This is a genomic window from Marinobacter sp., assembly GCF_041984545.1.
GTDB lineage: Bacteria > Pseudomonadota > Gammaproteobacteria > Pseudomonadales > Oleiphilaceae > Marinobacter.
Genome location: NZ_JBHIXV010000004.1, coordinates 1 through 24,212, shown reverse-complemented (window position 1 = coordinate 24,212; position 24,212 = coordinate 1). Strand labels below are relative to the sequence as shown.

The 24,212-nt window shown below is 60.7% G+C and carries 24 protein-coding genes; 15 read left to right on the top strand and 9 right to left on the bottom strand.

Going from position 1 to position 24,212, the window contains the following annotated elements:
- Positions 1 to 22 precede the first annotated feature (22 nt).
- Positions 23 to 805: a lipid asymmetry maintenance ABC transporter permease subunit MlaE gene (gene mlaE / locus ACFC20_RS02770; protein ID WP_375191658.1), complete on the bottom strand. Its 783-nt coding sequence runs from the start codon at positions 803 to 805 to the stop codon at positions 23 to 25.
- Positions 802 to 1,614 carry an ATP-binding cassette domain-containing protein gene (locus tag ACFC20_RS02765; RefSeq protein ID WP_375191657.1) on the bottom strand — a complete coding sequence of 271 codons (813 nt, stop codon included), beginning with the start codon at positions 1,612 to 1,614 and terminating at the stop codon, positions 802 to 804. Before ACFC20_RS02765 ends, mlaE begins: the two co-directional genes overlap by 4 nt.
- A gap of 171 nt (positions 1,615 to 1,785) precedes the next feature.
- Here ACFC20_RS02765 and ACFC20_RS02760 point away from each other — a divergent pair, with 171 nt between their 5' ends.
- The 12 genes from ACFC20_RS02760 to yjgA all read left to right on the top strand — a co-directional run bounded on the left by ACFC20_RS02760 (position 1,786) and on the right by yjgA (position 11,162).
- Entirely contained in the window at positions 1,786 to 2,820 is a 1,035-nt protein-coding gene (locus ACFC20_RS02760; RefSeq protein WP_375191656.1) for a KpsF/GutQ family sugar-phosphate isomerase, read from the top strand.
- Complete coding sequence (gene kdsC / locus ACFC20_RS02755; RefSeq protein ID WP_375191655.1) at positions 2,820 to 3,404, top strand: 3-deoxy-manno-octulosonate-8-phosphatase KdsC; 585 nt, start codon at positions 2,820 to 2,822, stop codon at positions 3,402 to 3,404. Before ACFC20_RS02760 ends, kdsC begins: the two co-directional genes overlap by 1 nt.
- The gene (gene lptC, locus ACFC20_RS02750; protein WP_375191654.1) at positions 3,401 to 3,985 is read left to right on the top strand and encodes an LPS export ABC transporter periplasmic protein LptC; all 585 of its coding nucleotides are present in this window, start codon (positions 3,401 to 3,403) and stop codon (positions 3,983 to 3,985) included. The genes kdsC and lptC overlap by 4 nt, the downstream gene beginning before the upstream one ends.
- Positions 3,969 to 4,502: a lipopolysaccharide transport periplasmic protein LptA gene (gene lptA / locus ACFC20_RS02745; RefSeq protein ID WP_375191653.1), complete on the top strand. Its 534-nt coding sequence runs from the start codon at positions 3,969 to 3,971 to the stop codon at positions 4,500 to 4,502. The genes lptC and lptA overlap by 17 nt, the downstream gene beginning before the upstream one ends.
- 11 nt (positions 4,503 to 4,513) lie before the next feature.
- Positions 4,514 to 5,239 carry an LPS export ABC transporter ATP-binding protein gene (gene lptB, locus ACFC20_RS02740; RefSeq protein WP_375191652.1) on the top strand — a complete coding sequence of 242 codons (726 nt, stop codon included), beginning with the start codon at positions 4,514 to 4,516 and terminating at the stop codon, positions 5,237 to 5,239.
- Positions 5,240 to 5,388: 149 nt separating this feature from the next.
- The gene (locus ACFC20_RS02735) at positions 5,389 to 6,918 is read left to right on the top strand and encodes an RNA polymerase factor sigma-54 (protein WP_375191651.1); all 1,530 of its coding nucleotides are present in this window, start codon (positions 5,389 to 5,391) and stop codon (positions 6,916 to 6,918) included.
- Positions 6,919 to 7,022: 104 nt separating this feature from the next.
- Entirely contained in the window at positions 7,023 to 7,331 is a 309-nt protein-coding gene (gene hpf / locus ACFC20_RS02730; protein ID WP_008170154.1) for a ribosome hibernation promoting factor, read from the top strand.
- 87 nt (positions 7,332 to 7,418) lie between these two features.
- Positions 7,419 to 7,889 (top strand): PTS IIA-like nitrogen regulatory protein PtsN, encoded by a 471-nt coding sequence (gene ptsN / locus ACFC20_RS02725; protein WP_375191650.1) that lies wholly within the window; start codon positions 7,419 to 7,421, stop codon positions 7,887 to 7,889.
- 28 nt (positions 7,890 to 7,917) lie between these two features.
- Positions 7,918 to 8,802 carry an RNase adapter RapZ gene (gene rapZ / locus ACFC20_RS02720; protein ID WP_091986676.1) on the top strand — a complete coding sequence of 295 codons (885 nt, stop codon included), beginning with the start codon at positions 7,918 to 7,920 and terminating at the stop codon, positions 8,800 to 8,802.
- A 7-nt stretch (positions 8,803 to 8,809) separates the two neighbouring features.
- A complete protein-coding gene (locus ACFC20_RS02715; RefSeq protein WP_375191649.1) occupies positions 8,810 to 9,079 on the top strand; it encodes an HPr family phosphocarrier protein in 270 nt (89 codons plus the stop codon).
- Positions 9,080 to 9,172: 93 nt separating this feature from the next.
- Positions 9,173 to 10,534, top strand: a complete 1,362-nt coding sequence (gene mgtE, locus ACFC20_RS02710) for a magnesium transporter (protein WP_375191648.1) — start codon at positions 9,173 to 9,175, stop codon at positions 10,532 to 10,534.
- A gap of 97 nt (positions 10,535 to 10,631) precedes the next feature.
- Complete coding sequence (gene yjgA, locus ACFC20_RS02705) at positions 10,632 to 11,162, top strand: ribosome biogenesis factor YjgA (RefSeq protein WP_375191647.1); 531 nt, start codon at positions 10,632 to 10,634, stop codon at positions 11,160 to 11,162.
- On the opposite strand, the gene ACFC20_RS02700 is transcribed toward yjgA, so the two are convergent.
- The 7 genes from ACFC20_RS02700 to ACFC20_RS02670 are packed head-to-tail and all read right to left on the bottom strand — an operon-like array spanning position 11,155 to position 20,354.
- Positions 11,155 to 11,997 carry a carbon-nitrogen hydrolase family protein gene (locus tag ACFC20_RS02700; RefSeq protein WP_375191646.1) on the bottom strand — a complete coding sequence of 281 codons (843 nt, stop codon included), beginning with the start codon at positions 11,995 to 11,997 and terminating at the stop codon, positions 11,155 to 11,157. The genes yjgA and ACFC20_RS02700 overlap by 8 nt on opposite strands.
- 14 nt (positions 11,998 to 12,011) lie before the next feature.
- Entirely contained in the window at positions 12,012 to 15,767 is a 3,756-nt protein-coding gene (locus ACFC20_RS02695; RefSeq protein WP_375191645.1) for a YhdP family protein, read from the bottom strand.
- A gap of 46 nt (positions 15,768 to 15,813) precedes the next feature.
- Positions 15,814 to 17,295 carry a ribonuclease G gene (gene rng, locus ACFC20_RS02690; RefSeq protein ID WP_375191644.1) on the bottom strand — a complete coding sequence of 494 codons (1,482 nt, stop codon included), beginning with the start codon at positions 17,293 to 17,295 and terminating at the stop codon, positions 15,814 to 15,816.
- The gene (locus ACFC20_RS02685; RefSeq protein WP_375191643.1) at positions 17,292 to 17,897 is read right to left on the bottom strand and encodes a Maf family protein; all 606 of its coding nucleotides are present in this window, start codon (positions 17,895 to 17,897) and stop codon (positions 17,292 to 17,294) included. Before ACFC20_RS02685 ends, rng begins: the two co-directional genes overlap by 4 nt.
- 2 nt (positions 17,898 to 17,899) lie before the next feature.
- The gene (gene mreD, locus ACFC20_RS02680) at positions 17,900 to 18,376 is read right to left on the bottom strand and encodes a rod shape-determining protein MreD (RefSeq protein ID WP_375191642.1); all 477 of its coding nucleotides are present in this window, start codon (positions 18,374 to 18,376) and stop codon (positions 17,900 to 17,902) included.
- Entirely contained in the window at positions 18,376 to 19,284 is a 909-nt protein-coding gene (gene mreC / locus ACFC20_RS02675) for a rod shape-determining protein MreC (RefSeq protein WP_375191759.1), read from the bottom strand. The genes mreD and mreC overlap by 1 nt, the downstream gene beginning before the upstream one ends.
- Before the next feature lie 29 nt (positions 19,285 to 19,313).
- On the bottom strand, positions 19,314 to 20,354 hold the full coding sequence (locus tag ACFC20_RS02670; RefSeq protein ID WP_091990808.1) for a rod shape-determining protein: 1,041 nt from the start codon (positions 20,352 to 20,354) through the stop codon (positions 19,314 to 19,316).
- A 446-nt stretch (positions 20,355 to 20,800) separates the two neighbouring features.
- Between ACFC20_RS02670 and gatC the strand changes: the two genes are divergently transcribed.
- The 3 genes from gatC to gatB are packed head-to-tail and all read left to right on the top strand — an operon-like array spanning position 20,801 to position 24,070.
- Positions 20,801 to 21,088, top strand: coding sequence for an Asp-tRNA(Asn)/Glu-tRNA(Gln) amidotransferase subunit GatC (gene gatC / locus ACFC20_RS02665; RefSeq protein ID WP_375191641.1), 288 nt, complete (start codon positions 20,801 to 20,803; stop codon positions 21,086 to 21,088).
- 51 nt (positions 21,089 to 21,139) lie between these two features.
- Complete coding sequence (gene gatA, locus ACFC20_RS02660) at positions 21,140 to 22,597, top strand: Asp-tRNA(Asn)/Glu-tRNA(Gln) amidotransferase subunit GatA (RefSeq protein WP_375191640.1); 1,458 nt, start codon at positions 21,140 to 21,142, stop codon at positions 22,595 to 22,597.
- A 21-nt stretch (positions 22,598 to 22,618) separates the two neighbouring features.
- Complete coding sequence (gene gatB, locus ACFC20_RS02655; protein WP_375191639.1) at positions 22,619 to 24,070, top strand: Asp-tRNA(Asn)/Glu-tRNA(Gln) amidotransferase subunit GatB; 1,452 nt, start codon at positions 22,619 to 22,621, stop codon at positions 24,068 to 24,070.
- Positions 24,071 to 24,212: the final 142 nt, after the last annotated feature.

The window sequence follows — 24,212 nt, the reverse complement described above, 5'->3', positions numbered from 1 at the left end:
TGAAATCCCGTTATCGATGGTTTCAGAAATCGCCAAACATCACGGCGGTCAAAACAAAATCCAGCCCCAGAACAGCCAGCGAGGAGTACACCACGGTCTTGGTCGTCGCTGAACTGATGCCTGCAGAGGTCGGAACACAATCATACCCCTGATACACCGCAATCCAGGCACACACAAAGCCGAAAACGATGCTCTTGATTACGCCATTGAGGACATCGTCCACGAAATCGACCGAGGACTGCATGTTGCCCCAGAAGGACCCCTCAAACACGCCCAGCCAGTCGACACCCACAAGCATGCCGCCCCAGATACCAACCACCGAGAAGATGACGGCCAGCACCGGCATGGCGATGAACCCGGCCCACAGGCGCGGTGCAATAACCCGGCGCAGCGGATCCACACCCATCATTTCCATGCTGGACAATTGCTCGGTGGCTTTCATCAGGCCAATCTCGGCGGTCAACGCGGAACCAGCCCTGCCAGCGAACAGCAGCGCGGTCACCACCGGGCCCAGTTCCCGGACCAGAGTGAGGGCAATCATCTGGCCAATGGCAGACTCTGAGCCATAGTCACTGAGAATGGTGTAGCCCTGCAGCCCCAGCACCATGCCGATGAACAATCCGGACACCACGATAATGGCGAGGGACAACACCCCCACGGCGTAGAGCTGACGTACCAGCAACGGGAACCCGGTGGCGGGCTTGGGCACACCTCCGAGGACGCCCATAAGGAAACGGCCCGACCGACCGAAGGAGGCGACAATATTCAGCCCGAGGCGACCAAGGGCGGCAACTCTGTCGATCACACACCACCCCCGGAGAGACCGAAGTCCCGGCCCGCATCATCGGCGGGATAATGGAAGGGGACGGGCCCGTCCGGCTGCCCCTGGAGGAACTGCTGGACCTGTTCAGAAGGGTGTTCCCGCAACTGCTCGGGCGTACCCTCACCAATCACCTTGCCGTCGGAGATGATGCAGGCGTAGTGGCAAATGCTCAGGGATTCGGGCACATCGTGGGACACCAGCACACTGGTGAGACCCATGGAGCTGTTCAGATCGCGAATCAGCTTCACCAGCACACCCATGGCAATGGGATCCTGGCCGGCGAAAGGCTCGTCGTACATGATCAGTTCCGGGTCCAGGGCGATACTGCGAGCGAGCGCGACCCGGCGGGTCATGCCCCCGGACAGTTCCGAGGGCATCAGATGACGAGCTCCGCGCAGGCCAACCGCCTCGAGCTTCATCAGGACTATGTCACGAATCATGTCTTCCGGCAGACGAGTGTGAACTCGCAGCGGAAAGGCCACGTTCTCGAACACAGAAAGATCCGTGAACAGGGCCCCGCTCTGGAACAGCATGCCCATGTTCTCACGCAGGGTATAGAGCGCCTTGCGCTTGAGCCGGGGCACCTCGTGCCCGTCCACCACCACCTGGCCGGAATCCGGCTTGAGTTGCCCGCCAATCAGGCGCAGCAGCGTGGTTTTACCGGTACCACTGGGGCCCATGATGGCGGTGATGCGGCCACGGGGAATGCTCAGCGTTATCCCATCGAAAATACGGCGTCCGGAACGGGAAAAAACGACATCCTTGAGTGTAATGTAAGCCGGCGAATCCATAGTCCTTACCTTTCGAAGTGTGGCTACATTATGCCAAGGAGCCTGCAAGCTCAATCCATGGCGGGGAAATACTACCCGAAATCCACTGACCGCCATGATCAGTTTGACTGATCTTTCGATCACCGGGCATTGTTAGCCGTTGAAAATGATATACTCCGGGAACAATTTTCGATGTCACTTTTCAGCGGCATTTCCCAGAGACGCGACAGCCAGGCCCCAAGCCCGATGACCGACCAGACTGCAACCGACTTTCGTACCTCCGCCCTGCGTGCCATCCGCATTGAGCGGGACGCCATCGACGCACTCGAAGGCCGCATTGGCGAACAGTTCGACCGTGCCTGCGAAGTTATCATGGCCTGCAAGGGCCGGGTTGTGGTTACCGGCATGGGCAAGTCCGGTCACGTTGGCAACAAGATCGCCGCCACCCTGGCCAGCACGGGCACGCCCTCATTTTTTGTGCATCCGGGCGAAGCCAGCCATGGCGACATGGGCATGATCACCCCCCAGGATGTGGTCATTGCGATCTCCAACAGCGGCAACACCAGCGAGGTGGTTACCATCCTGCCACTGATCAAACGCATGGGTGCGCCGCTGATCAGCATGACCGGCAACGCCAATTCCACCCTCGCCCGGGAGGCAGTGGCCAACCTCGATGTGAGCGTGGCGGTGGAAGCCTGCCCGCTGGGCCTCGCGCCCACCTCATCCACCACCGCGACTCTGGTCATGGGCGATGCGCTGGCCGTGGCCCTGCTCGAGGCCCGCGGTTTCAGTGCCGAGGACTTTGCTTTCTCGCACCCCGGCGGCAGCCTGGGCCGAAGGCTTTTGCTGAAAGTCTCCGACATCATGCATTCCGGCGATCGCATTCCGGTGGTCAATGAGAGCACGCCTCTCAGCGGCGCCCTTCTGGAAATTTCTCGCAAGGGCCTTGGCATGACCACCGTGGTGGACGACCAGGGCAAACTTACCGGAATATTTACGGACGGCGACCTGCGTCGGACGCTTGATCGCTCGGTGGATATTCACAATACCCCCATCCGCGAGGTTATGACCCGGCACGGCAAAACCATCGAGGCCGACCACCTGGCGGCAGAAGCCCTGAACATCATGGAAGAGATGAAGATCAATGCCCTCCCCGTGCTCGATGCAGGCGGCGCCCTCGTTGGAGCAATCAATATGCACGACCTGTTGCGAGCGGGTGTGATCTGATGGCCGGCAGCACCAGAGCCCCGATATCCCACCCGATGATGCCCGAATGGCCCGAGGACCTGCTGGAGAAAGCCCGCAGGATCCGGCTGATTGCCCTGGACGTCGATGGCATCATGAGCGATGGGCGGCTGTATTTCAGTGCCGCCGGCGACGAACTCAAGGCGTTCAACATTCTCGACGGGCTGGGCCTGAAACAGCTGATGGCGGCGGGCATCACCGTGGCAGTCATCACCGGCCGCCGGTCACCACTGACGGAAAAGCGGATGCGCGACCTCGGCATCCCGCACCTGATGCAGGGCCGTGAAGACAAGAAAGTGGCGCTGCAGGAGCTGGTGAGCACCATGGACATCACCCCCGACGCCATCGCCTATATGGGCGACGACCTGCCGGACCTGCCGGCGCTGAGGTTCGCCGGCCTCGGTCTTACGGTGCCCAACGGCTACTGGCTGGTGAAACAGCATGCTGATTACTGTACCCGGACCAACGGCGGTGCCGGGGCCGTGCGCGAAGCCTGCGATCTCATCCTGGCCGCCCAGGGCAAGCTCGACGCCGCACTGCAACCCTATCTGGAGCCGCAGCCATGAACGGGTTTGCCGATCGGCCCTGGCTGAGAATGCTGGCGTTGGGCGGCACGGTTGTGGCGGCAATTTTCCTGCTCTGGCGCAGTGACGAAGCGCCGGTTGTCGACCAGGAAGCGGCCGCGTTGCGGGGCGATGCCGAGCCCGACGGCTTTGTGGTCAACGGCAACTACCGGTCGTTTGATGAAACCGGGAACCTCGAGATCCGGTTTGCCAGCCCGCGGATAGAGCAGTTTGAAGAAAGCAACCTGGCGACCATGGATTCGCCGCGCGCGGAACTCTACGGCGATGCCGACACCCAGCCCTGGATTGTGGAAGCGGATCGGGGCCGGCTGATACAGAACCAGGAACTGGTGCATCTCACCGGCAACGTGCAGGTGCTGCGCAGCGTAAGTGGGCGGGACACCACACTGACAACCCGGACCCTGACCCTCGATAATAACGAAGGCGTGGTGTTCACCGACGCGCCAGTGGAGATCCGGGATGTCACCGGCATCACCACCGCCGTTGGCATGAAGGCATGGATAGACGAGCGCATTCTGGAACTGAACTCCCAGGTGGAAGGATATTATGACACCGGAAACTAATGTACGTCGGCGCCTGGCGGCCGCGCTGGTATCACTGGCGATCATGGCCCCCGCTGCCGCCTTCGACCTCAACTCCGACACGCCGATCAAGGTAACGGCCGACAACGCGCGCCTGGACGATGCCAAGGGCATCGCAACCTACACCGGCGATGTCGAGCTGGAACAGGGCCAGACCCGACTCGATGCCGAGCGGGTGGTTCTGTACCGGGATGCCAACGGGCTCAGCCGGATCGAAGCCTCCGGCGAACCGGCCAGGTACCGCCAGCCAGCCCGCGACGGTAAGGGCGAGACCGACGCACGGGCCCTGAACATCACCTGGTCTGCGACCGACCAGCGCATCACCTTTGAACGGGAGGCCATCATTGAACAGAATGGCAACCTGTTCCGGGGCAACATCATTCATTACGATACGCAGGACCGGGTGGTCACTGCCGAAGGTGGCACCGACACTGGTTCCGGACCGGGCCGGGTCGAAATGGTCATACAGCCACGCAGTAACGACAGCCGCACTGAGTAAACAGGATTCCGATGGCAATTCTGAGAGCCAGCAACCTGGCAAAAAGCTACAAGCAGAAGAAGGTGGTCATTGACGTTTCCCTGGAAATCCGTAGTGGGGAAATTGTCGGACTCCTCGGCCCTAACGGAGCGGGAAAAACCACCTGCTTTTATATGATCGTCGGGCTGGTTCCGGCCGACCGCGGCCGCATCACCATCGACAGCCGCGACATCACGCCCCTGCCGATGCACGGTCGCGCCCGCAAGGGCATTGGCTATCTGCCCCAGGAAGCCTCGGTGTTCCGCAAGCTGTCGGTTCGCGACAACATCATGGCCATCCTGGAAACCCGCCGGGGCATGGGCCGCGCCGAGCGGGAGCAGAAACTGGAGGAGCTGCTGGAAGAATTCCACATCACCCACATTCGCGACAGCATTGGCATGGCGCTGTCGGGTGGCGAACGGCGCCGGGTTGAAATAGCCCGAGCTCTGGCCATGGAGCCAGCGTTCATTCTGCTGGACGAACCCTTCGCGGGTGTCGATCCGATTTCGGTCAGCGACATCAAGCACATCATTCGCCACCTGCGTGACAAGGGCATCGGGGTTCTGATCACCGACCACAACGTGCGTGAGACCCTCGATATCTGCGAGAATGCCTATATCGTTTCCGGCGGCCACATTATTGCCTCCGGCAACGCCGATGCCATCCTGGCCAATCAACAGGTCAAGGAAGTGTATCTGGGCGACGAATTCAGGCTGTGATACGAAGTGCGGATTGTTTTGATGACCTGCAGCAAGTAAACTCGGCAAAGAACTTGCTAGGGTAAATATAACCCAAGGCAAGTGACCGGCATATAACGACTTTTTACTGGCTAAGGCACGAAGCGCTGATGAGTGACGGATCCTGAACCATGGTTATGAAAGCCTCTTTACAGTTAAAGCTGGGTCAGAGCCTGACCATGACGCCCCAGCTGCAACAGGCGATCCGGCTCCTACAGCTTTCCACCCTGGACCTTCAGCAGGAAATCCAGCAGGCGCTGGAATCCAACCCGATGCTGGAAACCTCCGAGGACGATGACCACCCCGACGCCTCCTCCGAGGGCCCGGAATCGGGCGAATCCGAATCCTCCGAACACACCGCCGAATCCCCGACCGAAACCCAGACCGACTGGGACGAAAGCGAGAACGGCCCGGACTGGGCGTCGGAAAACGACATCCCCGATAACATCCCCGATGACCTGCCGGTAGACACCGCCTGGGACGACATATATCAGTCCGCGCCTGCGCCGGCGGCCCGTAACGACGACGAAAACGACCACGACTTCGAGACCCGCAACTCACCGACCGAAACCCTGCAGGATCACCTGGAATGGCAACTGAACCTCACGCCCATGAGCGAGCGGGACCAGGCCATTGCTCACGCCCTGATGGATGCGGTAGATGAACGCGGCTACCTGACCAGCTCCCTGGAAGACATTCACGCCGGCCTGCTGGATGAGGCTGAGGAAGACCCCCTTGAACTGGATGAAGTGGAAGCGGTGCTGCACCGCCTGCAGCACTTCGACCCACCAGGTGTCTTCGCCCGGGACCTTCAGGAGTGCCTGCTCATCCAGCTCAACCAGTTACCGCCGGAAACCCCCTGGCTGGCCCAGGCCCGGCTGGTCATCACGCACTACATCAATCTGCTGGGCAATCGTGATTACGCCCAGCTGCTGCGGCGCAGCCGACTGAAGGAAGACCAGCTGCGGGAAGTGCTGGCCCTGATTACCGGTTTGAACCCGCGCCCGGGCGATGTCATTGACCGCGCCGAGCCGGACTACGTGATTCCGGACGTGATTGTGCGCAAGCACAACGGCCGCTGGCGGGTGGAACTGAATCCGGAAATTGCCCCGCGCATTCGGGTAAATGCAAGCTATGCTTCACTTATAAGACGTGCAGACAGCAGCGCCGACAACACCTATCTGCGGGACCAGCTGCAGGAGGCGAAGTGGTTTATCAAGAGCCTGCAAAGCCGGAACGAAACACTGCTGAAGGTGGCCACGCGCATTGTCGAGCACCAGCAGGGGTTCCTGGACCACGGGGAGGAGGCCATGAAGCCTCTGATACTCTCGGACATTGCCCAGGCGGTGGAGATGCACGAATCCACGATCTCGCGGGTCACCACCCAGAAGTACATGCACACCCCACGGGGCATTTTCGAACTGAAGTATTTCTTCTCCAGCCACGTAAGCACCGACGAGGGCGGAGAATGCTCCTCAACGGCAATCCGGGCCATGATCAAGAAATTGATTGCTGCGGAGACGCCCAAAAAGCCGTTGAGCGACAGTAAAATTGCAGCCATGCTAGGAGAACAGGGAATCAAGGTTGCGCGACGCACCGTTGCCAAATACCGGGAGGCGATGCACATCCCGCCTTCCAACGAGCGCAAGCGGCTGGTCTGATCCCCTTAATGGGAGCGGCACGCAACACGGTATTCGCCGGCGCCGAGGGCGCCAGCACACAGACCGGCTCTCCGGAGCCGGCACGATGACAACAGGAGACGCCTATGCAACTCAATATTTCAGGCCATCACGTAGAACTGACTCCCGCACTCAAGGATTACGTTTCAGAGAAGTTCGAGAAGCTCGAGCGTCACTTTGACCACATCAGCAACTGCCAGGTGACCCTGGAAGTGGAAAAGGTACGCCAGATCGCGGAAGCCACGCTGCACGTGGTTGGTGGTGAGATTCACGCAAAGGCGGAAAACGAGGACATGTACGCGGCCATTGATGCCCTGATCGACAAGCTGGACCGCCAGATCCTCAAGCACAAGGAAAAGAATGTAGACCGGATGCACGGAAACGGCTCTCGTTAACCGGCCGTTATCGTGTAAGTCACACAAACGAGCTGCGACACGAACGACGTGTCGCAGCCTTTTTTTTAACGGAAACCCAGTCGATCCATGAGCGACACATCCCTGACCATAGACAACATTCTTGCGCCGGAGCTGACCCTTTGCCGGGTTGCGGCCTCCAGCAAGAAACGGGCCCTGGAGTTTATTGCCGAGCAGATAAACCAGCAGGACAACACGCTCAGCGAAACCCAGATTTTCAACAATCTGATTGCCCGTGAGCGCCTGGGCAGCACTGGCATTGGCCAGGGTATTGCCATCCCGCACTGTCGGCTTGAAGGCCTGGATCACGTGGTGGGCGTGCTGATGACCCTGGAGGAAAGTGTCGACTTCGACGCCATTGATAACCAGCCGGTCGACCTGATTTTTGCGCTGATTGTGCCCAAGGAGGCCACCAGCGAGCACCTGGAACTGCTCAGCCAACTGGCCGAAAAGTTCAATGAGCGGTCGTTCTGTGACCGACTCCGGCAGTGCCAGGATGCCCGGACGCTATATGAACGCATGACCGTTACGGGCGGATGAGAGCTACCACAGCAGAGGACGTTTGGGCATGAAGCTGATCATCGTCAGTGGCAGATCCGGCTCGGGCAAGAGTACGGCACTTCATGTGCTTGAGGACCTTGGCTTCTACTGCATCGACAACCTTCCCATCGGCCTTCTGTTCCCGCTCACCCGGGAGGCGGCAGGCCAGGCCAGTCCGGGCCGGCTGGGCAAGATGGCGGTGAGCATCGACGCCCGCAACCTGTCGGGAGAACTGGCGAATTTCGAGGACATCTACCGCAGCCTTCAGGGTACCGGCGTTACCGTGGAAATCATATTTCTGGACGCCGACGAACAGTCCCTTCTACAGCGTTTCCACGCCACACGCCGTAAACACCCGCTGAGCGACGACAAAACCTCGCTGCGGGAAGCCATCAGCAGCGAGAAAACACTGCTGGAGCCGCTGTCCAAGCTGTCAGACCTCTACATCAACACCACCGGCATGTCCATGTACGAACTGCGGGACATGGTCAAGCAACGGGTGGTGGGTCGCAAGGATCAGGAACTGGCTCTGCTGTTCCAGTCCTTCGGGTTCAAGCACGGGGTTCCCCTGGATTCGGACTACGTTTTTGATGTCCGTTGCCTGCCCAACCCCTACTGGGATACGAGCCTGCGCAAGTACGTGGGCACCGACCAGCCGGTTATCGATTTTCTCGAGCAGGAGCCGTCCACCCGGAAAATGATCGAAGACCTGACCACATTCCTGGATAACTGGCTGCCATCCTTCGCCGACAGCAATCGAAGCTATATGACCATCTCCATTGGCTGCACCGGCGGCCAGCACCGGTCGGTCTACATGTGTGAGCAGTTGGGCGCCTACTTCCGGCAGAAATACAGCAATGTGCAGGTGCGGCACACTGAGCTGCCACACCTCCAGGCAAGGGAAGAGATCTGACCCAGCCATGATTCGTCGCCCCATTACCATCATCAACAAACTTGGCCTGCACGCTCGCGCCACTGCAAAGCTCGTTGCCACGGCGTCCGGGTTCGACAGCAGTGTCCGCATCAGTGGCAAGGGCCGGGAAGTGGATGCCAAGAACATCATGCAGGTGATGATGCTGGCCGCCAGCCAGGGCACCGAAGTGGAGATCATTGCCGAGGGCCCCGATGAAGAGCAGGCGGTCGAGGCCCTGGTCGAACTGATCAACGACTATTTCGGCGAGGGCGAATAAGTCGACTGCCGTACGGCATTCACCTACAACTCATTCTCACCGACAGCGCCTAACTCCGCTATAATGCAGGCGTTTTCTGACGCCGGGTGACTCATGACCGATATTCTGGAAAAAAGCCAGGCCCGCCAGCGCCTTCGCTCCCTGAGTGAAGCGCTGGACAGTGGTGCGCTCAAGCAGGTTGCACGCATCCTGAATGGCGGCCTGAGCCCCAGTGATATTGCCCACCTGCTCGAGTCCTCGCCACCCCGGCAGCGGGCGCTGCTGTGGAACCTGGTCGACAAGCAGCTCGAGGGGGAAGTTCTCCAGTATCTGAGCGACGATATCCGGGGTTACTTCCTGAGCCAGCTGAATGCCCAGGAGCTGGCGGACATCATCGAGGACTTCGAGTCGGACGACCTGGCCGACTTGCTGCAACAGCTGCCGGACACGGTGATTCAGGAAGTCCTGGACACCATGGACGAACAGGATCGCCAGCGGGTCGAGGAGGTTCTCTCCTACCCCGAGGACACCGCCGGCGGTCTGATGAACACGGACACCATTACGGTGCGTCCGGACATCAGCATTGACGTGGTGCTGCGTTATCTGCGCCGGCACCGGACCCTACCCCCGATGACCGACAGCCTGATTGTGGTGAGCCGTCGGGATGAGTTCATCGGCATGCTGCCCATCACCAAGATGCTGGTCTCCAACCCCGCCGCCACCGTGCGCGAGGTCATGGATACCGACATTGAACCCATTCCCGTGAGCCTGTCAGACACCAAGGTAGCCACCCTGTTTGAACGCTACGATCTGATCTCGGCGCCGGTGGTGAACGAGGAAGGCCGGCTGCTGGGCCGCATCACCATCGATGACGTGGTGGACGTTATCCGGGAAGACGCCGACCACTCCCTGATGAGCATGGCGGGCCTGGACGAGGATGAGGACACCTTCGCGCCGGTGTGGAAAACATCACGGCGTCGGGCGGTCTGGCTGGGCATCAACCTGATTACCGCCCTCACCGCTTCGGCGGTGATCGGCCTGTTCGAAGAAACCATTGCCAAGGTGGTCGCGCTCGCCGTGCTCATGCCCATTGTCGCCAGCATGGGTGGCATCGCCGGCAGCCAGACGCTTACCCTGGTCATCCGGGGCATGGCCGTGGGCCAGATCAGCGGTGCCAATGTGGGCTGGCTGCTGAACCGTGAGTTTCTGTCTGGCATCCTGAACGGCTTGCTCTGGGCGGCCGTGGTCGCCGGGGCCGCCATGCTCTGGTTCCAGGACATGCTGATTGGCGCCATTATCGCCGCCGCGCTGGTTATTAATCTCGTGGCGGCAGCACTCGTGGGTACCGTGCTGCCACTGTTCCTCAAGTCACGGAACATCGACCCGGCGCTGGCGGGGAGCGTGATTCTCACCACCGTGACCGACGTGGTCGGGTTCATGGCCTTTCTTGGCCTCGCCACGATTTTCTATGCGTAGCCGGATGTCGGATTACGCTTCGCTAATCCGACCTACGGTTGGGTGAATTTTTGTAGGTCGGGTTAGCAAAGCGTAACCCGACAACCAGGCAGAACTTATGACAGACAAACAAGACAACGACGCGCCCGAATACGACGGCCCCAGCAAATCCCAGCTCAAACGGGAGATGCACGCGCTGCAGGACCTGGGCAAACGCATGCTGGATCTGAGCAATGACCAGCTGGCCACCCTGGCCATCAGCGATACCCTCCGGGCGGCCATCGAAGAGTCCCGACGCATCCGTCAGAACGAAGCCAGGCGTCGGCATCTCCAGTACATTGGCAAGGTGATCCGTCAGGAAGACGATCCGGAGGCGCTTGCCACAGCCATCGACGCCTTCGATGCAGGGAGTGAAGAGCACACCCGGCGCCACCACCTCGCCGAGCGCTGGCGTGACCGGATCATCGCCGAGGGGGATGCGGTGGTCGGGGAGTTTTTCAACTATTGCCCAAGCGCCGATCTGCAGCACCTGCGTAATCTCGCGCGCAATGCCCGCAAGGACGTGGAAAAGCAGAAGAACACCGGCCAGTCCCGAAAACTGTTCCGGTATCTGCGCGAGTGCATCGACGATGCCGAGGCGCTCAGCTGAGTCGCCGATGCTCCCACACCGGCATGCGGGTGCGCAGGTTCTCGACCTGAGCTGTGTCCAGCTCCGCAGACACCACGCCCGGTCCTTCACCTATTTCCGCAACGACCCGGCCCCAGGGATCACAGATCAGACTGTGGCCATAGGTGCGCCGGCGACTGCTGTTCTGGCCGCCCTGCCCCGGCGCCACAACCCACACCTGATTTTCGATGGCCCGGGCCCGGATCAACGGGTGCCAGTGCGCATCGCCAGTCTGCCAGGTGAACGCGCTCGGCAGGCAGATCCAGTCCACCCCCTCGGCCCTGAGCGCCCGGAACAGCTCCGGAAATCGCAGGTCGTAACAGATGGCAAGCCCCAGCTTGCCAGCCGGGGTATCAACCGTCACCACCTGATCGCCCGGCTCGAAGGTGTCTGATTCCCGGTACTGGCCATGGGCGTCCTCCACCATGGCGTCGAACAGGTGAATCTTGTCGTATCGGGCAACCTCCCTGCCCTGATCATCGAATACCAGACAGGTGGCCCGCACCCGGTCGGCAATGTCCGAGCCGTCGGGTCTCTGCGCCAATGGCATGGAGCCGCCGACAATCCAGAGCCCCAGTGAGCGGGCCTGCTGCGCCAGAAAAGCGCGAATCTGTGGGTCTGGCCCCGCCTCCCGACGGCCACATTCCGGCATCTGGCGGCTTGCCAGAATCGCAAAATTCTCCGGTAGTACCGCCACCGAGGCACCCTGGGCCGCCGCCTCAGCCAGCAGACGCCGTGCGTCATCGAGGTTGGCGTCTATGTCATGGGTACTGACCATCTGGATGGCCGCAACTCGATTGGCGACAGTTTCAGTCATGACAGCCTCCTTCATTAGCCGCCGGTATCAAATACCCGCTGCAGGTCCACTTCCGGCGCCTCCCAGGTGCCCGTAACGCTGTAGGTTGCGCTGGTCAGCCTGCTCAGAGGATCGCCCAGAATCTTGTCGAGTACAAACAGGGCACCGCCAATGGGAGCGCCCGCGCCCATCAGCAGAGCGGCCAACGGCAGGTTCTGGGTGAGCGGCAGCACGACCACCAGGCGCATATCCAGCTCTTCGCTGGCCATGTCGGTGCTGCCACTGAGTTTGAAGGCCCCGGAAGGCCCCACAACCTGCAGTTCCGGATCCATGGTCATCAGGCCGTTAATGATCTGCGCCTTCCCCGATATGGCGTCGAATGCGACGCCGCGCTCGTAAAGATCGGAGAAATCGAGCTTCAGGCGCCGCCAGAGGGTGTCGGAGTTCAGGAGGTTGAACACCCGGAACAGCTGGGCGGTGTTGTTGCTCTCAAGAATCACCCCCTGGTCCAGTCGCAGGCTGACTGATCCGCTGAGATCCGGTACCGCAATCTGGTCTGGTCGCCCTGGCCAGTCGAGATCCAGTTCTATGGTGGTGGACTCGTTGTTTACCGGAATCTCGGCGTCCAGCAGGTCGTTCAGATCGGCCAGCGCACCACCGGAAATTGATCCGGAGAAGCGGCTGGTTTCCCTGTCTCCAATGATGCTCCAGGTCATATTACCGAGCAGCGTCAGGGAGTTCAGGCGCCCCTCGATGTCGCTCACTTCCAGGCGGTAGGGCTCTGGGCGGAGGCTGAAAGCCCACTGCCCGAGGGATTCCTCATCCATTTGCAGATTGGCGATGGTAACGTCGATATCTGGCCAGCTTCCCATATCCAGCTTGCGGAAAGCACGCAGCTGCTCTTCCAGCGTCAGCACCTCCCGGGGCTCCGGGGCTGTGTTTGGGCCCCGTACCAGACTCAGCATTTCAAAATCCGCGATCACCGGATCCTCGCTGTCGGGGAAAACCAGGCGGCCACGGGCCCTTGGCGATTGCGTGGCCACCACCCAACGGTCGCCCAGATCGAGCGCATTGATCTCGATGTCCCTCAGGATTTCCGCTCCCAGGTGAAGGCGGTCCAGACTCAGATCGAACCCGGAATCGGTCCAGAGCAGATCAAACGCCGCGCGGTTTTCCCATTCCCCGGCAATGCCGATGCCGCCCTGCGCCGATGGGTTGATGGTGGCCTGCAACGGTGCTATTTCCCCGGGCTGCTTGGACAGGGGCTCCGGCCAGTCCACCGCCAGCCCTTCCAGCGTTGAGCGCACGCGGATCCCGGAACTGGATTCAGCCCCCACTTCCAGTTCGGCGGTGTAGGGCAAAGTTCCCTTCAGGCCAAAGCCGGTATCGCCGGAAAGACCGGCTCGGGAGAGTACACCGGGCATCGGCAGAACACCCGACTGGCGAATGGTCAGGGCATCGCCGCTCCGGGCGCGGCTGAAGGAAATAGCAACCGGATCGCCGAAAAACGCGGCGTTCAGAGGGCCACCAGAGAAGCCGCGTTCACTGTGATAAGCAAGCTTGCCGCGTATCTTCTGCCACTTCAGGCCAGCGGCGGCATAGGAGACCGAACCGTCAGACGCCTCAATCCGGGCCTCAACGACAGGTGGCCTGTCGGTGTCCAGCGGCAAATCAACCCCCAGATCAAGCGCATACTGGCCGGCGAAGTCGAGTTTTCGCACCTCGGTACCTGCCATCTCGCCCAGCGGGCTCTGCCTGAGCCAGAAATCCACGGCTTCACCGGGCACCGAGGCCGACGCGTCTACCCGGATACGGGTCTGTCCGCTCTCGGGAATCACCCGAACCTGGCTTGGCTTGAGGGTAAGGCCGCCGGTAGATCCCGCCTCAAGCTCAACCAGTGTATCGCCATTGTGGACATAGACCTGTCCGCTCGCCCCCGTAACTTCCGGCCAATCCTCCTGGTAGCGTACCGAGGCCGCTTCAAACCGGTAGGCCATCGATGATACGAACGACCCCGGAGGCGCGTCTGACCCGATCTGGCCGTGACCGTAATAGGTGCCTGAGGTGATGTTCGCCTCTGAAATGGCGGTGGTCAGCCATTCGTAAAGGCCCGGACTGACGATCCGGGCGGGCACAAAGTCGGCCAGCATCCCGGCCTCGCCATTCTGTACGCCGACCTTCAGCCCAAGATTGTCTTCGCCCTGCTGGTCCATCCTCAGCTCAAACGCACCATCCAGACGGGTGTCCTCGCTGTACAACATGCGGATACCGTCCGAATACACGCGGGTAATATCACCTTCCAGGGACCAGCCCACCTCACCCTCAAAGGCCCGGAACGACCAGGGGCCCTGGAACAGCTGGGGAAACACCAGGGAGACCGGCCCCTCACCCGCCGCCACCCGGACCCGTCCACCGTAGCGATCCATCACCAGATCGCCCTGTAACCCGTTGACTCCAGGCGCGCCTCCGTAGGCCCTCGCCCGTACGTCCCGCAGGTGGCCAGAGAGCCGGAAACGGGCGGGTGCCTGATCGGGCAGGTGTAGCTCGAGGTCATCGAGAAAGCCGCCGGGACGGTAGTTTCTGAGCGCCCGGGTGGCAATGTCGGGCAGGATCGGCAGGGCGGCCACCAGACGGCGGGTCGGCGCGAGGGGAAAGGCGTCGGCGATGACCGTGATACCGCCATCGGAGGGTGCCAGGCGCAGGCTGAAAGGAGTCACCTCGTCACCGTCCCATCGCCATTGCAATTGCTTGAGATGCCACTCGCCCGGAACAAGGCCGGACGCCTCAGCCGGCGATTGATCGGTCAACGCATCGTCATGGCGACGCCAGCCAAACTGTGCCCGGATATCCTCCAGCGGGGCCAGGGACTGCTGCCCCACGCCCAGCTGCAGGTATGGCGTCTGGACCGAGCCGGTCACCTGCTGCAACTGACCGCCCCGGAACGTCAGCCAGGCCTCGCCGCCCAGATCAAACCCCTCCACCCGCAAGGATCGCCACTGATACTCATCAACGAGACCATCGAACAGCCGACCGGAAGCCACATCCAGATAGATCTGGCCGGTAAAATCGCCCCGGAAAAAATGCTGGCCCACCAGCGCAAAGCTGGCGAGCTGCTGCGTGGTTCCGGATTGCAGGGCCCGACCGGACGCGTGGAACAGCCCGCGTCGGTAATCCAGGTCCAGCTGGGGAATGTCCAGGTGTCTCAGGTTGCCCTGATTATCGCGGATCCCAAGGCTGACCCGGGTAATCTTCACGTAGGGGTCCGACAGCCAGTTGCCGGCCAGCTCCAGCCATTCCTGCAACTGATTGCTGACCGGCTCAGGGAACTCGGCGCCGCGTACGGCCACTTCACCGGAGCGCTCCTGGTTGATCGTCAGCTCCAGTCCGTCAGCCTCGAAATCCTCGAAGACAATTCGCATACGCAGGAGCGAGGCCAAGGCATCAAAGCGGATGTTCAGATACTGCAGATTGGCCACCGGAATGCCGGTTTCCGGATGACTCACACGTATATCTGTTGCAGTGAAGGCGGGGTCCAGCCAGTACCAGCGGGAGGAAATGGCGCCAATGCTGACTTCATGGCCCAGCTGGCGGGAGAGTTCCATGGCCAGGTCGTCCCGGAACTGATCAATGTTCTGGGTCAGTTGGCGGCCCAGCCCGGCATAGAGGGCAAGCAGGACCAACAGGAACAGCAGCAGCCACCACACCAGGCTCGCCAGGCGTGCCAACAGGCGCACCGGCGGACTTTCCGGAAGATTATCCGAATAGGGCGGCTGTTGATCGGCGGAGGACATCAGTGCGCCTCAACCTCACCTGGCCAGCCGGTCAGGCGCCCCGGAATCAGAGCAGGACCACATCGTACTGCTCCTGACTGTAAAACGGCTCTACCTGGAACCGGATGGTCTTGCTGATGAAAGTCTCCAGGTCCGCCACGTTGTCGGATTCTTCGTCCAGCAGGCGATCCACCACGCTCTGGGAAGCCATTACCAGGTAGCTTTCGGCATCGTAGGCACGGTTGACCCGGAGGATTTCCCGGAAAATCTCGTAGCAGACGGTCTCTGTGGTCTTCAGGAAGCCCCGGCCATCGCAGACCGGGCAAGGCTCGCACAATACCTGCCCCAGGCTCTCGGTGGTCCGCTTGCGGGTCATTTCCACCAGGCCAAGTTCGGAAACGCCGGTAATCTTGGTTTTGGCGTGATCCCGCTCCAGCATTTTCTCCAGCATGCGGTGCACCTGGCGCTGGTGCTCCGAGTCTTCCATGTCGATGAAGTCGATGATGATGATACCGCCGAGGTTTCTCAGGCGAAGTTGTCGGCTGATGGCCCTGGCCGCCTCCAGATTGGTCTTGAAGATGGTTTCCTCAAGATTCCGGTGGCCCACGAACGCGCCCGTGTTGATATCAATCGTCGTCATGGCCTCGGTCTGGTCGATGATGACATAACCGCCGGACTTGAGCTGCACCTTACGACTCAGGGCCTTCTGGATCTCGTCTTCCACCGAGTAAAGATCAAAAATCGGGCGCTCGCCCGGGTAGTATTCGACCTTGTCGGCGAATTCGGTGACAAACTCCTGAACAAACTCCATCACCCGCTGGTGGCTCTCGCGGCTGTCGATTCGAATTTTCTCTGTCTGGGGCCGAATCAGGTCGCGAATGGTGCGGATAAACAGGGGCAGGTCCTGGTACACCACCGAGGGTGCCTGGACTCTGGCGATGCGCTCCTTTATCGAGACGCTCAGCCGGTGCAGGTACTTCATGTCACCAATGAGGTCTTCTGGTGAGGCAGCCTCCGCCGCGGTGCGGATGATGTAACCGCCCTGAACCTCCGGATCCTCCGCCGCAGCCTCTTCAACCAGCGTCTTGAGCCGGGCACGTTCGTTTTCATCCTCGATGCGCTGGGAAATGCCCACATGGCTGACCCCTGGCATGAAAACCAGGTACCGGGACGGTATCGACAGCTGAGTGGTCAGGCGCGCGCCCTTGGTGCCGATGGGGTCTTTGGTAACCTGAACGACCAGGGACTGGCCCTCGCGCAGCAGGCTGCGAATGTCGGGTACGGTTTTCGGGGCATCGGTGGCCTCATCGCCATTGGACTGGCTCGGAACCACATCGGAGGCGTGGATGAACGCCGCCCGCTCCAGACCAATATCGACGAACGCCGCTTCCATCCCCGGAAGCACACGTACCACCTTGCCTTTGTAGATATTCCCGACAATGCCCTTGCGGCTGGTACGCTCGATGTAGGCTTCCTGCAGCATACCGTTTTCCACCAGCGCCACGCGGGTTTCCACAGGGGTAACGTTTATCAGAATCTCTTCACTCATGAGCCAGAACTCTCCAGACTGCTCGGCCAGTTTTTCCACACCGGGTAACCGGCGTCTTCCAGCAAGGCGGCTGTTTCCTGCAGAGGCAGGCCAACCACCGAACTGTAGCTACCCCGGAGTTCATTGATAAAAATACCACCAAGCCCCTGAATCCCATAACCGCCGGCCTTGTCCATGGGCTCGCCGGTGGCGATGTAGGCGTCAATTTCGGCAGCAGACAGTTCCCGAAAACACACCTCAGTGATCACCAGGCGGCATTGGCTGCGCCCGTTTCGCGCAAGGGCAACGGCCGTCATGACCTGATGGGTTGCGCCGGAGAGCCGGCCAAGCATGGCCCTGGCGCCGTTCGCATCGGCGGGCTTGCCCAGAATACGGCCATCCAGCACCACCGTGGTATCGGAGCCCAGCACCAGACAATCCGGCGCCGATGCGGACACTGCCAGTGCCTTGTCCATGGCCAACCGCTGTACGTACTGCTCGGGCGGCTCGCCGTTCTTCGGTGTTTCGTCCACGTCGGCCGGCTGAACCGAGAATGCCAGACCGATTTGTTCAAGCAGCACGGCCCGGCGAGGTGAGGCCGAGGCCAGTATGATCGAAGGCATGACTAACCCAGCTTGCGGTTGATGTTGTCCAGGAGCACGCAGAACACCGGCCAGACTACGGCACTGGTCAGGGCCGGCCAGAGGTAGCTGAAGCCCGCGTCTTCGGCGCCGAGCAACTGTTTCACAAAGTGCACCAACATCTGGTTGATGCCGAGCAGGAGGAAGACCATGAGACATTGCTGCGGCATGGGGTACATGCGCAGGCGCTGGTGAATGGTCAGCACCAGAAATGCGATCAACGCCATGGCCATGGCATTGACGCCCAGAGGCGTCGCCTCAAGCACATCGAGCAACAGCCCCAGGCACCAGGCCAGCAGGATACCGAACTGTGCCGGTGCCCGGAACGTCCAGTAGAACACCACCAGCCCCAACCACTCCGGGCGGAACTCGAACCAGCCCACGGGGAACAGGGAAATACTGAACACCAGGGCCACAATGACCGAGAGCACGAACACCGGATAACTGATTACCGACAGCATCAGCGCTGCCCTCCCTCGTTGGTCGCGCCAGTGCCGGCTTCTTCCTCGCCGGAAGCCGGAGCGTCGTCGCCCGCAGACTCAATGTCCGTGCCGACACCTTCCGGTGGAAACACCACCAGCACCAGGCGGCTTTGATTGAGCTGAGCCTTGGGCGTGGCTTCAATGGAGACAAAGGGCTCGCCCGGTTCCTTGGTGATCCGGCTCACTTCCGCAACCGGATAGCCCCTTGGGAATCGGCCACCCAGGCCAGAGCTGACCAGCAGGTCGCCCTCGCGAATGTCCGCGGTATCCGGCACGTGAACCAGATCCAGGGTGTCGGTGTCACCGGTGCCAAGTAGGATGGCCCGCAAACCGTTCCGCACCACCTCTACCGGCACAGCGTGGCTGCTGTCAGAGACCAGAAGCACGCGGGAGGTAATCTGACTGCTCTGAACAACCTGCCCCATCAGGCCATGGGCATCAAGAATGGCCTGGCCGGGCGCGACGCCGTCACTGCGGCCTTTGTTGATAATCACTTCGTGGGAGAAGGGATCGGGAGAAACACCAACAACCTCACCAACAATCACCCGGTCGTCGAGCACTTCGGAGGAGTTCATCAACCGGCGCAGTTCGTTGTTCTCAGACGCCAGGGCGGCGTATTTCAGGGCTCGGCGTTCCAGAATCAGCAGCCGGGCGCGCAGGTCTTCGTTTTCCTGCTGCAGATCCTGTTTGTTCTCGAACAGGCCGGCGAACCAGTCGGTGAATTCGTAGGGCGCGTTGCCCAGCCAGTAAACGGGCGCCAGTCCCGTGGCAATGGTGCTGCGAATCGTTGAGAGCTTGTCGAAACGCGCATCGGCAACCACAAGGGCTGCCGACACGAGGACAACGAGAAGGAGTCTGAAACCGGGAACTGGCCCCTGGACAAAGATGGTTTTAATGGCGAGCCCTCCCCACAGGATTATCCCTCCTGGGAGAACATTCCGATGCCACCCCGATCAATCACTTCCAGCGCCTTGCCGCCGCCACGGGCAACACAGGTCAGCGGATCTTCTGCAATAATTACCGGCAGACCGGTTTCCTCGCTGATCAGCTTGTCCAGCCCGCGCAGCAGTGCGCCGCCGCCGGTCAGTACAATGCCACGCTCGGCAATGTCAGAGGCCAGCTCAGGCGGCGACTGCTCAAGCGCGCTTTTCACGGTCTGCACGATTTGCGCCAGGGACTCCTGGAGCGCGTCCAGGATCTCTTCACTGTTCAGGGTGAAGGCCCGGGGCACACCCTCGGCCAGGTTACGGCCACGCACGTCAATCTCACGGATTTCGAGGCCCTCATAGGCGCAGCCAATTTCGTGCTTGATGCGCTCGGCCGTGGAGTCACCGATCAAGCTGCCGTAGTTGCGGCGCACGTAGGTGACAATCGCTTCGTCGAACTTGTCGCCACCAACCCGGACCGACTCGGCATAAACAATGCCGTTAAGGGAGATAATGGCAATCTCGGTGGTGCCGCCGCCAATATCGACAATCATGGAGCCGCTGGCTTCTTCCACCGGAAGGCCGGCACCTATGGCTGCCGCCATGGGCTCTTCAATCAGGAACACTTCCCGGGCACCGGCACCGAGGGCCGATTCACGAATGGCCTTGCGCTCTACCTGGGTAGACTTGCTCGGCACACACACCAGAACCCGGGGGCTCGGCGTAATAAAGCTGTTCTCATGCACTTTATGGATAAAGTGCTGGAGCATTTTCTCGGTGACCACAAAATCCGCGATCACGCCGTCTTTCATGGGACGGATGGCGGTGATGTTGCCTGGGGTACGACCGAGCATGCGTTTCGCTTCGGAGCCGACGGCGGCCACCATTTTCTGGGAGTTGTTGGTGCGGATGGCCACAACCGAAGGCTCATTCAGCACGATCCCGCGTTCGCGAACGTAAATAAGGGTGTTGGCGGTGCCCAGGTCGATGGACAGATCGCTTGAGAATAAGCCTCGGAGTCTTTTGATCAACATTCGTGTAGTTTCAACCTGAGAGTTGCAGTCGCAGAGAAAAGATGCGGCAACTTTAGCAGTGAGCACCCCCACAGGCAAGGCGCTATCGGGCCCCGCGCCTTACCGTTCACACATTTCGCAGGTGGCTTGGGGCCTCCCGCCATTGTTCGAATCTGTTACCATACTGCCCTTAATTTTTATTCGGGTGCAGGGGCGGTTGGAAAAGGCTGTCCAAAACACGCTACAAGCACCCGCAAGCGGGTCCAGCCAGCAATCACAGATTGCTGTCGCTACGCGGCACGCGAAGCTGCGCTTCTAAAACGTTTGCTTCGCCCATGTGCGCTTGTTTCGGGCCGTCCATGGCCCTCAACAGTTTTGGACAGCCTTTTCCAACCGCCCCCGGATTCCGTGCAAAATTCCGGCTTACTTTATTACCGACATTTCATATACCTGGGAGGCAATGCGTGACCATTTCCCGTGAGGACATTGAGAAAGTCGCTGTGCTCGCCCGCATCCGTGTGGACGAGGAGCAGGTCTCGGCGCTTGAGAAGGATCTGGGCAATATCCTGGATCTGGTGGATCAACTGGCGGCCGCGGATACCGAGTCGGTGGAACCCATGGCGCATCCGCTGAATGCGGTCCAGCGGCTGCGGGCCGATGAGGTTACCGAGACCAATCAGCGGGAATCGTTCCAGGCCATTGCTCCGGCGACGGAGAACGGGCTGTATCTGGTTCCCCGGGTTATTGAGTGAGCAATTCGCCGGTAGCGAGCGATCAGACGAACAGCGATTTCAGGATTCATCATGCATAACAAATCCGTAGCAGAGCTTTCCCGGGACCTGGAGAGCGGCCAGGTGTCCAGCGTGGAGCTGACCCAGCAGTTCCTTGAGCGCATCAAGCAGGAAGACAGTAAGTACAACAGCTTTATTACCGTCACCGAAGAGCAGGCCCTGGCCGAAGCCAGGGCAGCGGATGAGCGTCGGGCAGCAGGTAACGCCACGCCCTGGACCGGCATTCCGTTCGCGCACAAGGATATTTTCTGCACCAACGGCGTTCGCACCACCTGCGGCTCGAAGATGCTCGAGAATTTCGTACCGCCCTACGACGCCACGGTAACGGCGAATTTCCGCAACGCCGGCGCGGTGTGCCTGGGCAAAACCAATATGGATGAGTTCGCCATGGGCTCTTCCAATGAGTCCAGCTTTTTCGGTGCCGTAACCAACCCCTGGGGGCTGTCTTCCGGTGAGAAGCGAGTGCCGGGCGGCTCTTCCGGTGGTTCCGCCGCAGCCGTGGCCGCTCGTCTGGTGCCGGCCGCAACCGCGACCGATACCGGCGGCTCTATCCGCCAGCCGGCGGCGCTGTGTGGCATTACCGGCCTCAAACCCACCTACGGGCGGGTATCTCGGTACGGGATGATTGCCTTCGCCTCCAGCCTGGATCAGGGCGGCACCATGGCCCGCACGGCGGAAGACAACGCGCTGATGCTGAACGTGATGGCCGGTTTCGATCCGAAAGACTCCACCTCGATCGACCGGGAAGTGCCGGATTACACCGCTACTCTGAACGAGCCATTGAAGGGTCTGAAGATTGGCCTGCCGAAGGAATACTTCAGCGACCAGTTGAGCCCTGCCATGGAGCAGCAGGTTCGTAATGCGGTGAAGGAATACGAGAAGCTGGGCGCCACGGTGAAAGAGGTGTCCCTGCCCAACGCGAAGCTGGCCATTGCCGCCTACTATGTCATCGCTCCGGCGGAGGCTTCAGCGAACCTGTCTCGTTTCGACGGTGTTCGTTACGGCTATCGCTGTGAAGATCCCAGGGATCTGATGGATCTGTACACCCGCAGTCGAGCCGAAGGTTTTGGTGCCGAAGTGAAGCGGCGGATTCTGGTGGGCACCTATGCCCTGTCCGCGGGCTACTTCGATGCTTACTATCTCAAGGCCCAGAAGGTTCGTCGGCTGATCCAGCAGGATTTCATCAACGCCTTCAAGGAGGTGGACGTGCTGATGAGCCCGACCACCCCCTCCCCGGCCTTTATCCAGGGTGAGAAGACCAGCGACCCGGTGACCATGTACCTGGAAGACGTGTTCACCATCGCCATTAACCTGGCGGGCGTTCCAGCCATGTCGGTACCGGCGGGGTTCGTGGACGGACTGCCGGTGGGCCTGCAGATCATCGGGGATTATTTCTCAGAAGCCCGCCTGCTGAACGCCGCCCATCAATTCCAGCAGGTGACCGACTGGCACCAGCGTGAACCGCAATAAGCCCGGGACAGGAGAACGAGTATGCAGTGGGATATTGTGATCGGGCTGGAAATTCACGTTCAGCTCGCCACCAAGACCAAGATTTTTTCCGGCTCCAGCACCGCCTACGGCGCCGAGCCCAACACCCAGGCCAACGCGGTTGACCTTGCCATGCCCGGTACGCTGCCCGTGCCCAATGAGCAGGCCTTCCGCTACGCCGTAATGTTCGGCCTGGCCGTGAACGCCGAGATCGAGCGCCGGTCGGTGTTCGAGCGTAAGAACTACTTCTATCCGGACCTGCCCAAGGGCTATCAGACCACCCAGCTGGAGCGCCCGATTGTCGGCCCAGGCTTCGTGGACATTGATCTGCCGAACGGACAGACCAAGCGGGTGCGCATTCATCACGCCCACCTGGAAGAAGATGCCGGCAAATCCCTGCATGAGGACTTTCACGGCATGACCGGCGTCGACCTGAACCGGGCCGGCACGCCGCTGATTGAGGTGGTCACCGAGCCGGACATGAACAGCGCTGAGGAAGCGGTGGCCTTTGCCAAGAAGCTGCACAGCATCGTCACCTCGCTGGGCATCTGCGACGGCGATATGTCCCAGGGCTCCATGCGCTTTGACGTGAACATCTCGCTGAAGCCCAAAGGCTCCGACACCCTGGGCACGCGCACCGAAACCAAGAACCTGAACTCGTTCCGGTTTATGGAGCAGGCCATCGCCCACGAAGTGGAGCGGCAGATGGACATTCTGGAAGACGGCGGCCGCATCATCCAGGAAACCCGCCTGTACAACGGTGATCGGGACGAATCCCGGTCCATGCGCACCAAGGAAGAAGCCAACGACTACCGCTACTTCCCCTGCCCGGACCTGCTGCCGGTGGAAATCGACGATTCCTTCATCGAAGAGGCCCGCAACAGCCTTCCAGAGCTGCCGGACGCCCGCAAGGCCCGCTTCATGGACCAGTACGGCCTGAACGACTACGACGCCGGCCTGCTCAGCGGCGACTCAAAGCTGGCCACGTTCTTCGAGGAAGCCGCCAGCCACGGTAAAGACGCCAAGCTGGTGGCCAACTGGATCCAGGGCGAATTCTCCGCCCGCCTGAATGCGGACGAGAAATCGGTTTCCGACTCGCCGATTACCGGCGCCCAGCTCGGTGACCTGGTGGTACGAATCGCCGACAACACCATCTCCTCGGCCGGCGCCAAGAAGGTGTTCGAGGCGCTCTGGACCGGCGAGAACGACAACGTTGATGCCATCATTGAAGCGAAGGGCCTGAAGCAGGTGTCGGACACCGGAGCCCTGGAGGCCATGGTGGATGAGGTTCTGGCGGGCATGCCGGATCAGGTGGCGCAGTATCAGAATGAGGAAGACCCGAAGAAGCGCAAGAAGATGCTGGGTGGCTTCATGGGGCCTCTGATGAAGGCCTCGAAGGGTCAGGGTAACCCGAAGCTCTTCAACGAGATTCTTGTTCGCAAGCTTGGGGGGTGAACCCTTTGGCTTGGGTCGTGGTTTCTGGCTTCGGCCCTAGCCTGCTCGGTTTTGGGGGCGGCCGTGGCAGGTGACGCCTCCCGAAAAACGCTACGAGCACATCCATGTGCGCTTGGCTGTGGCCATCCATGGCCACAGACAT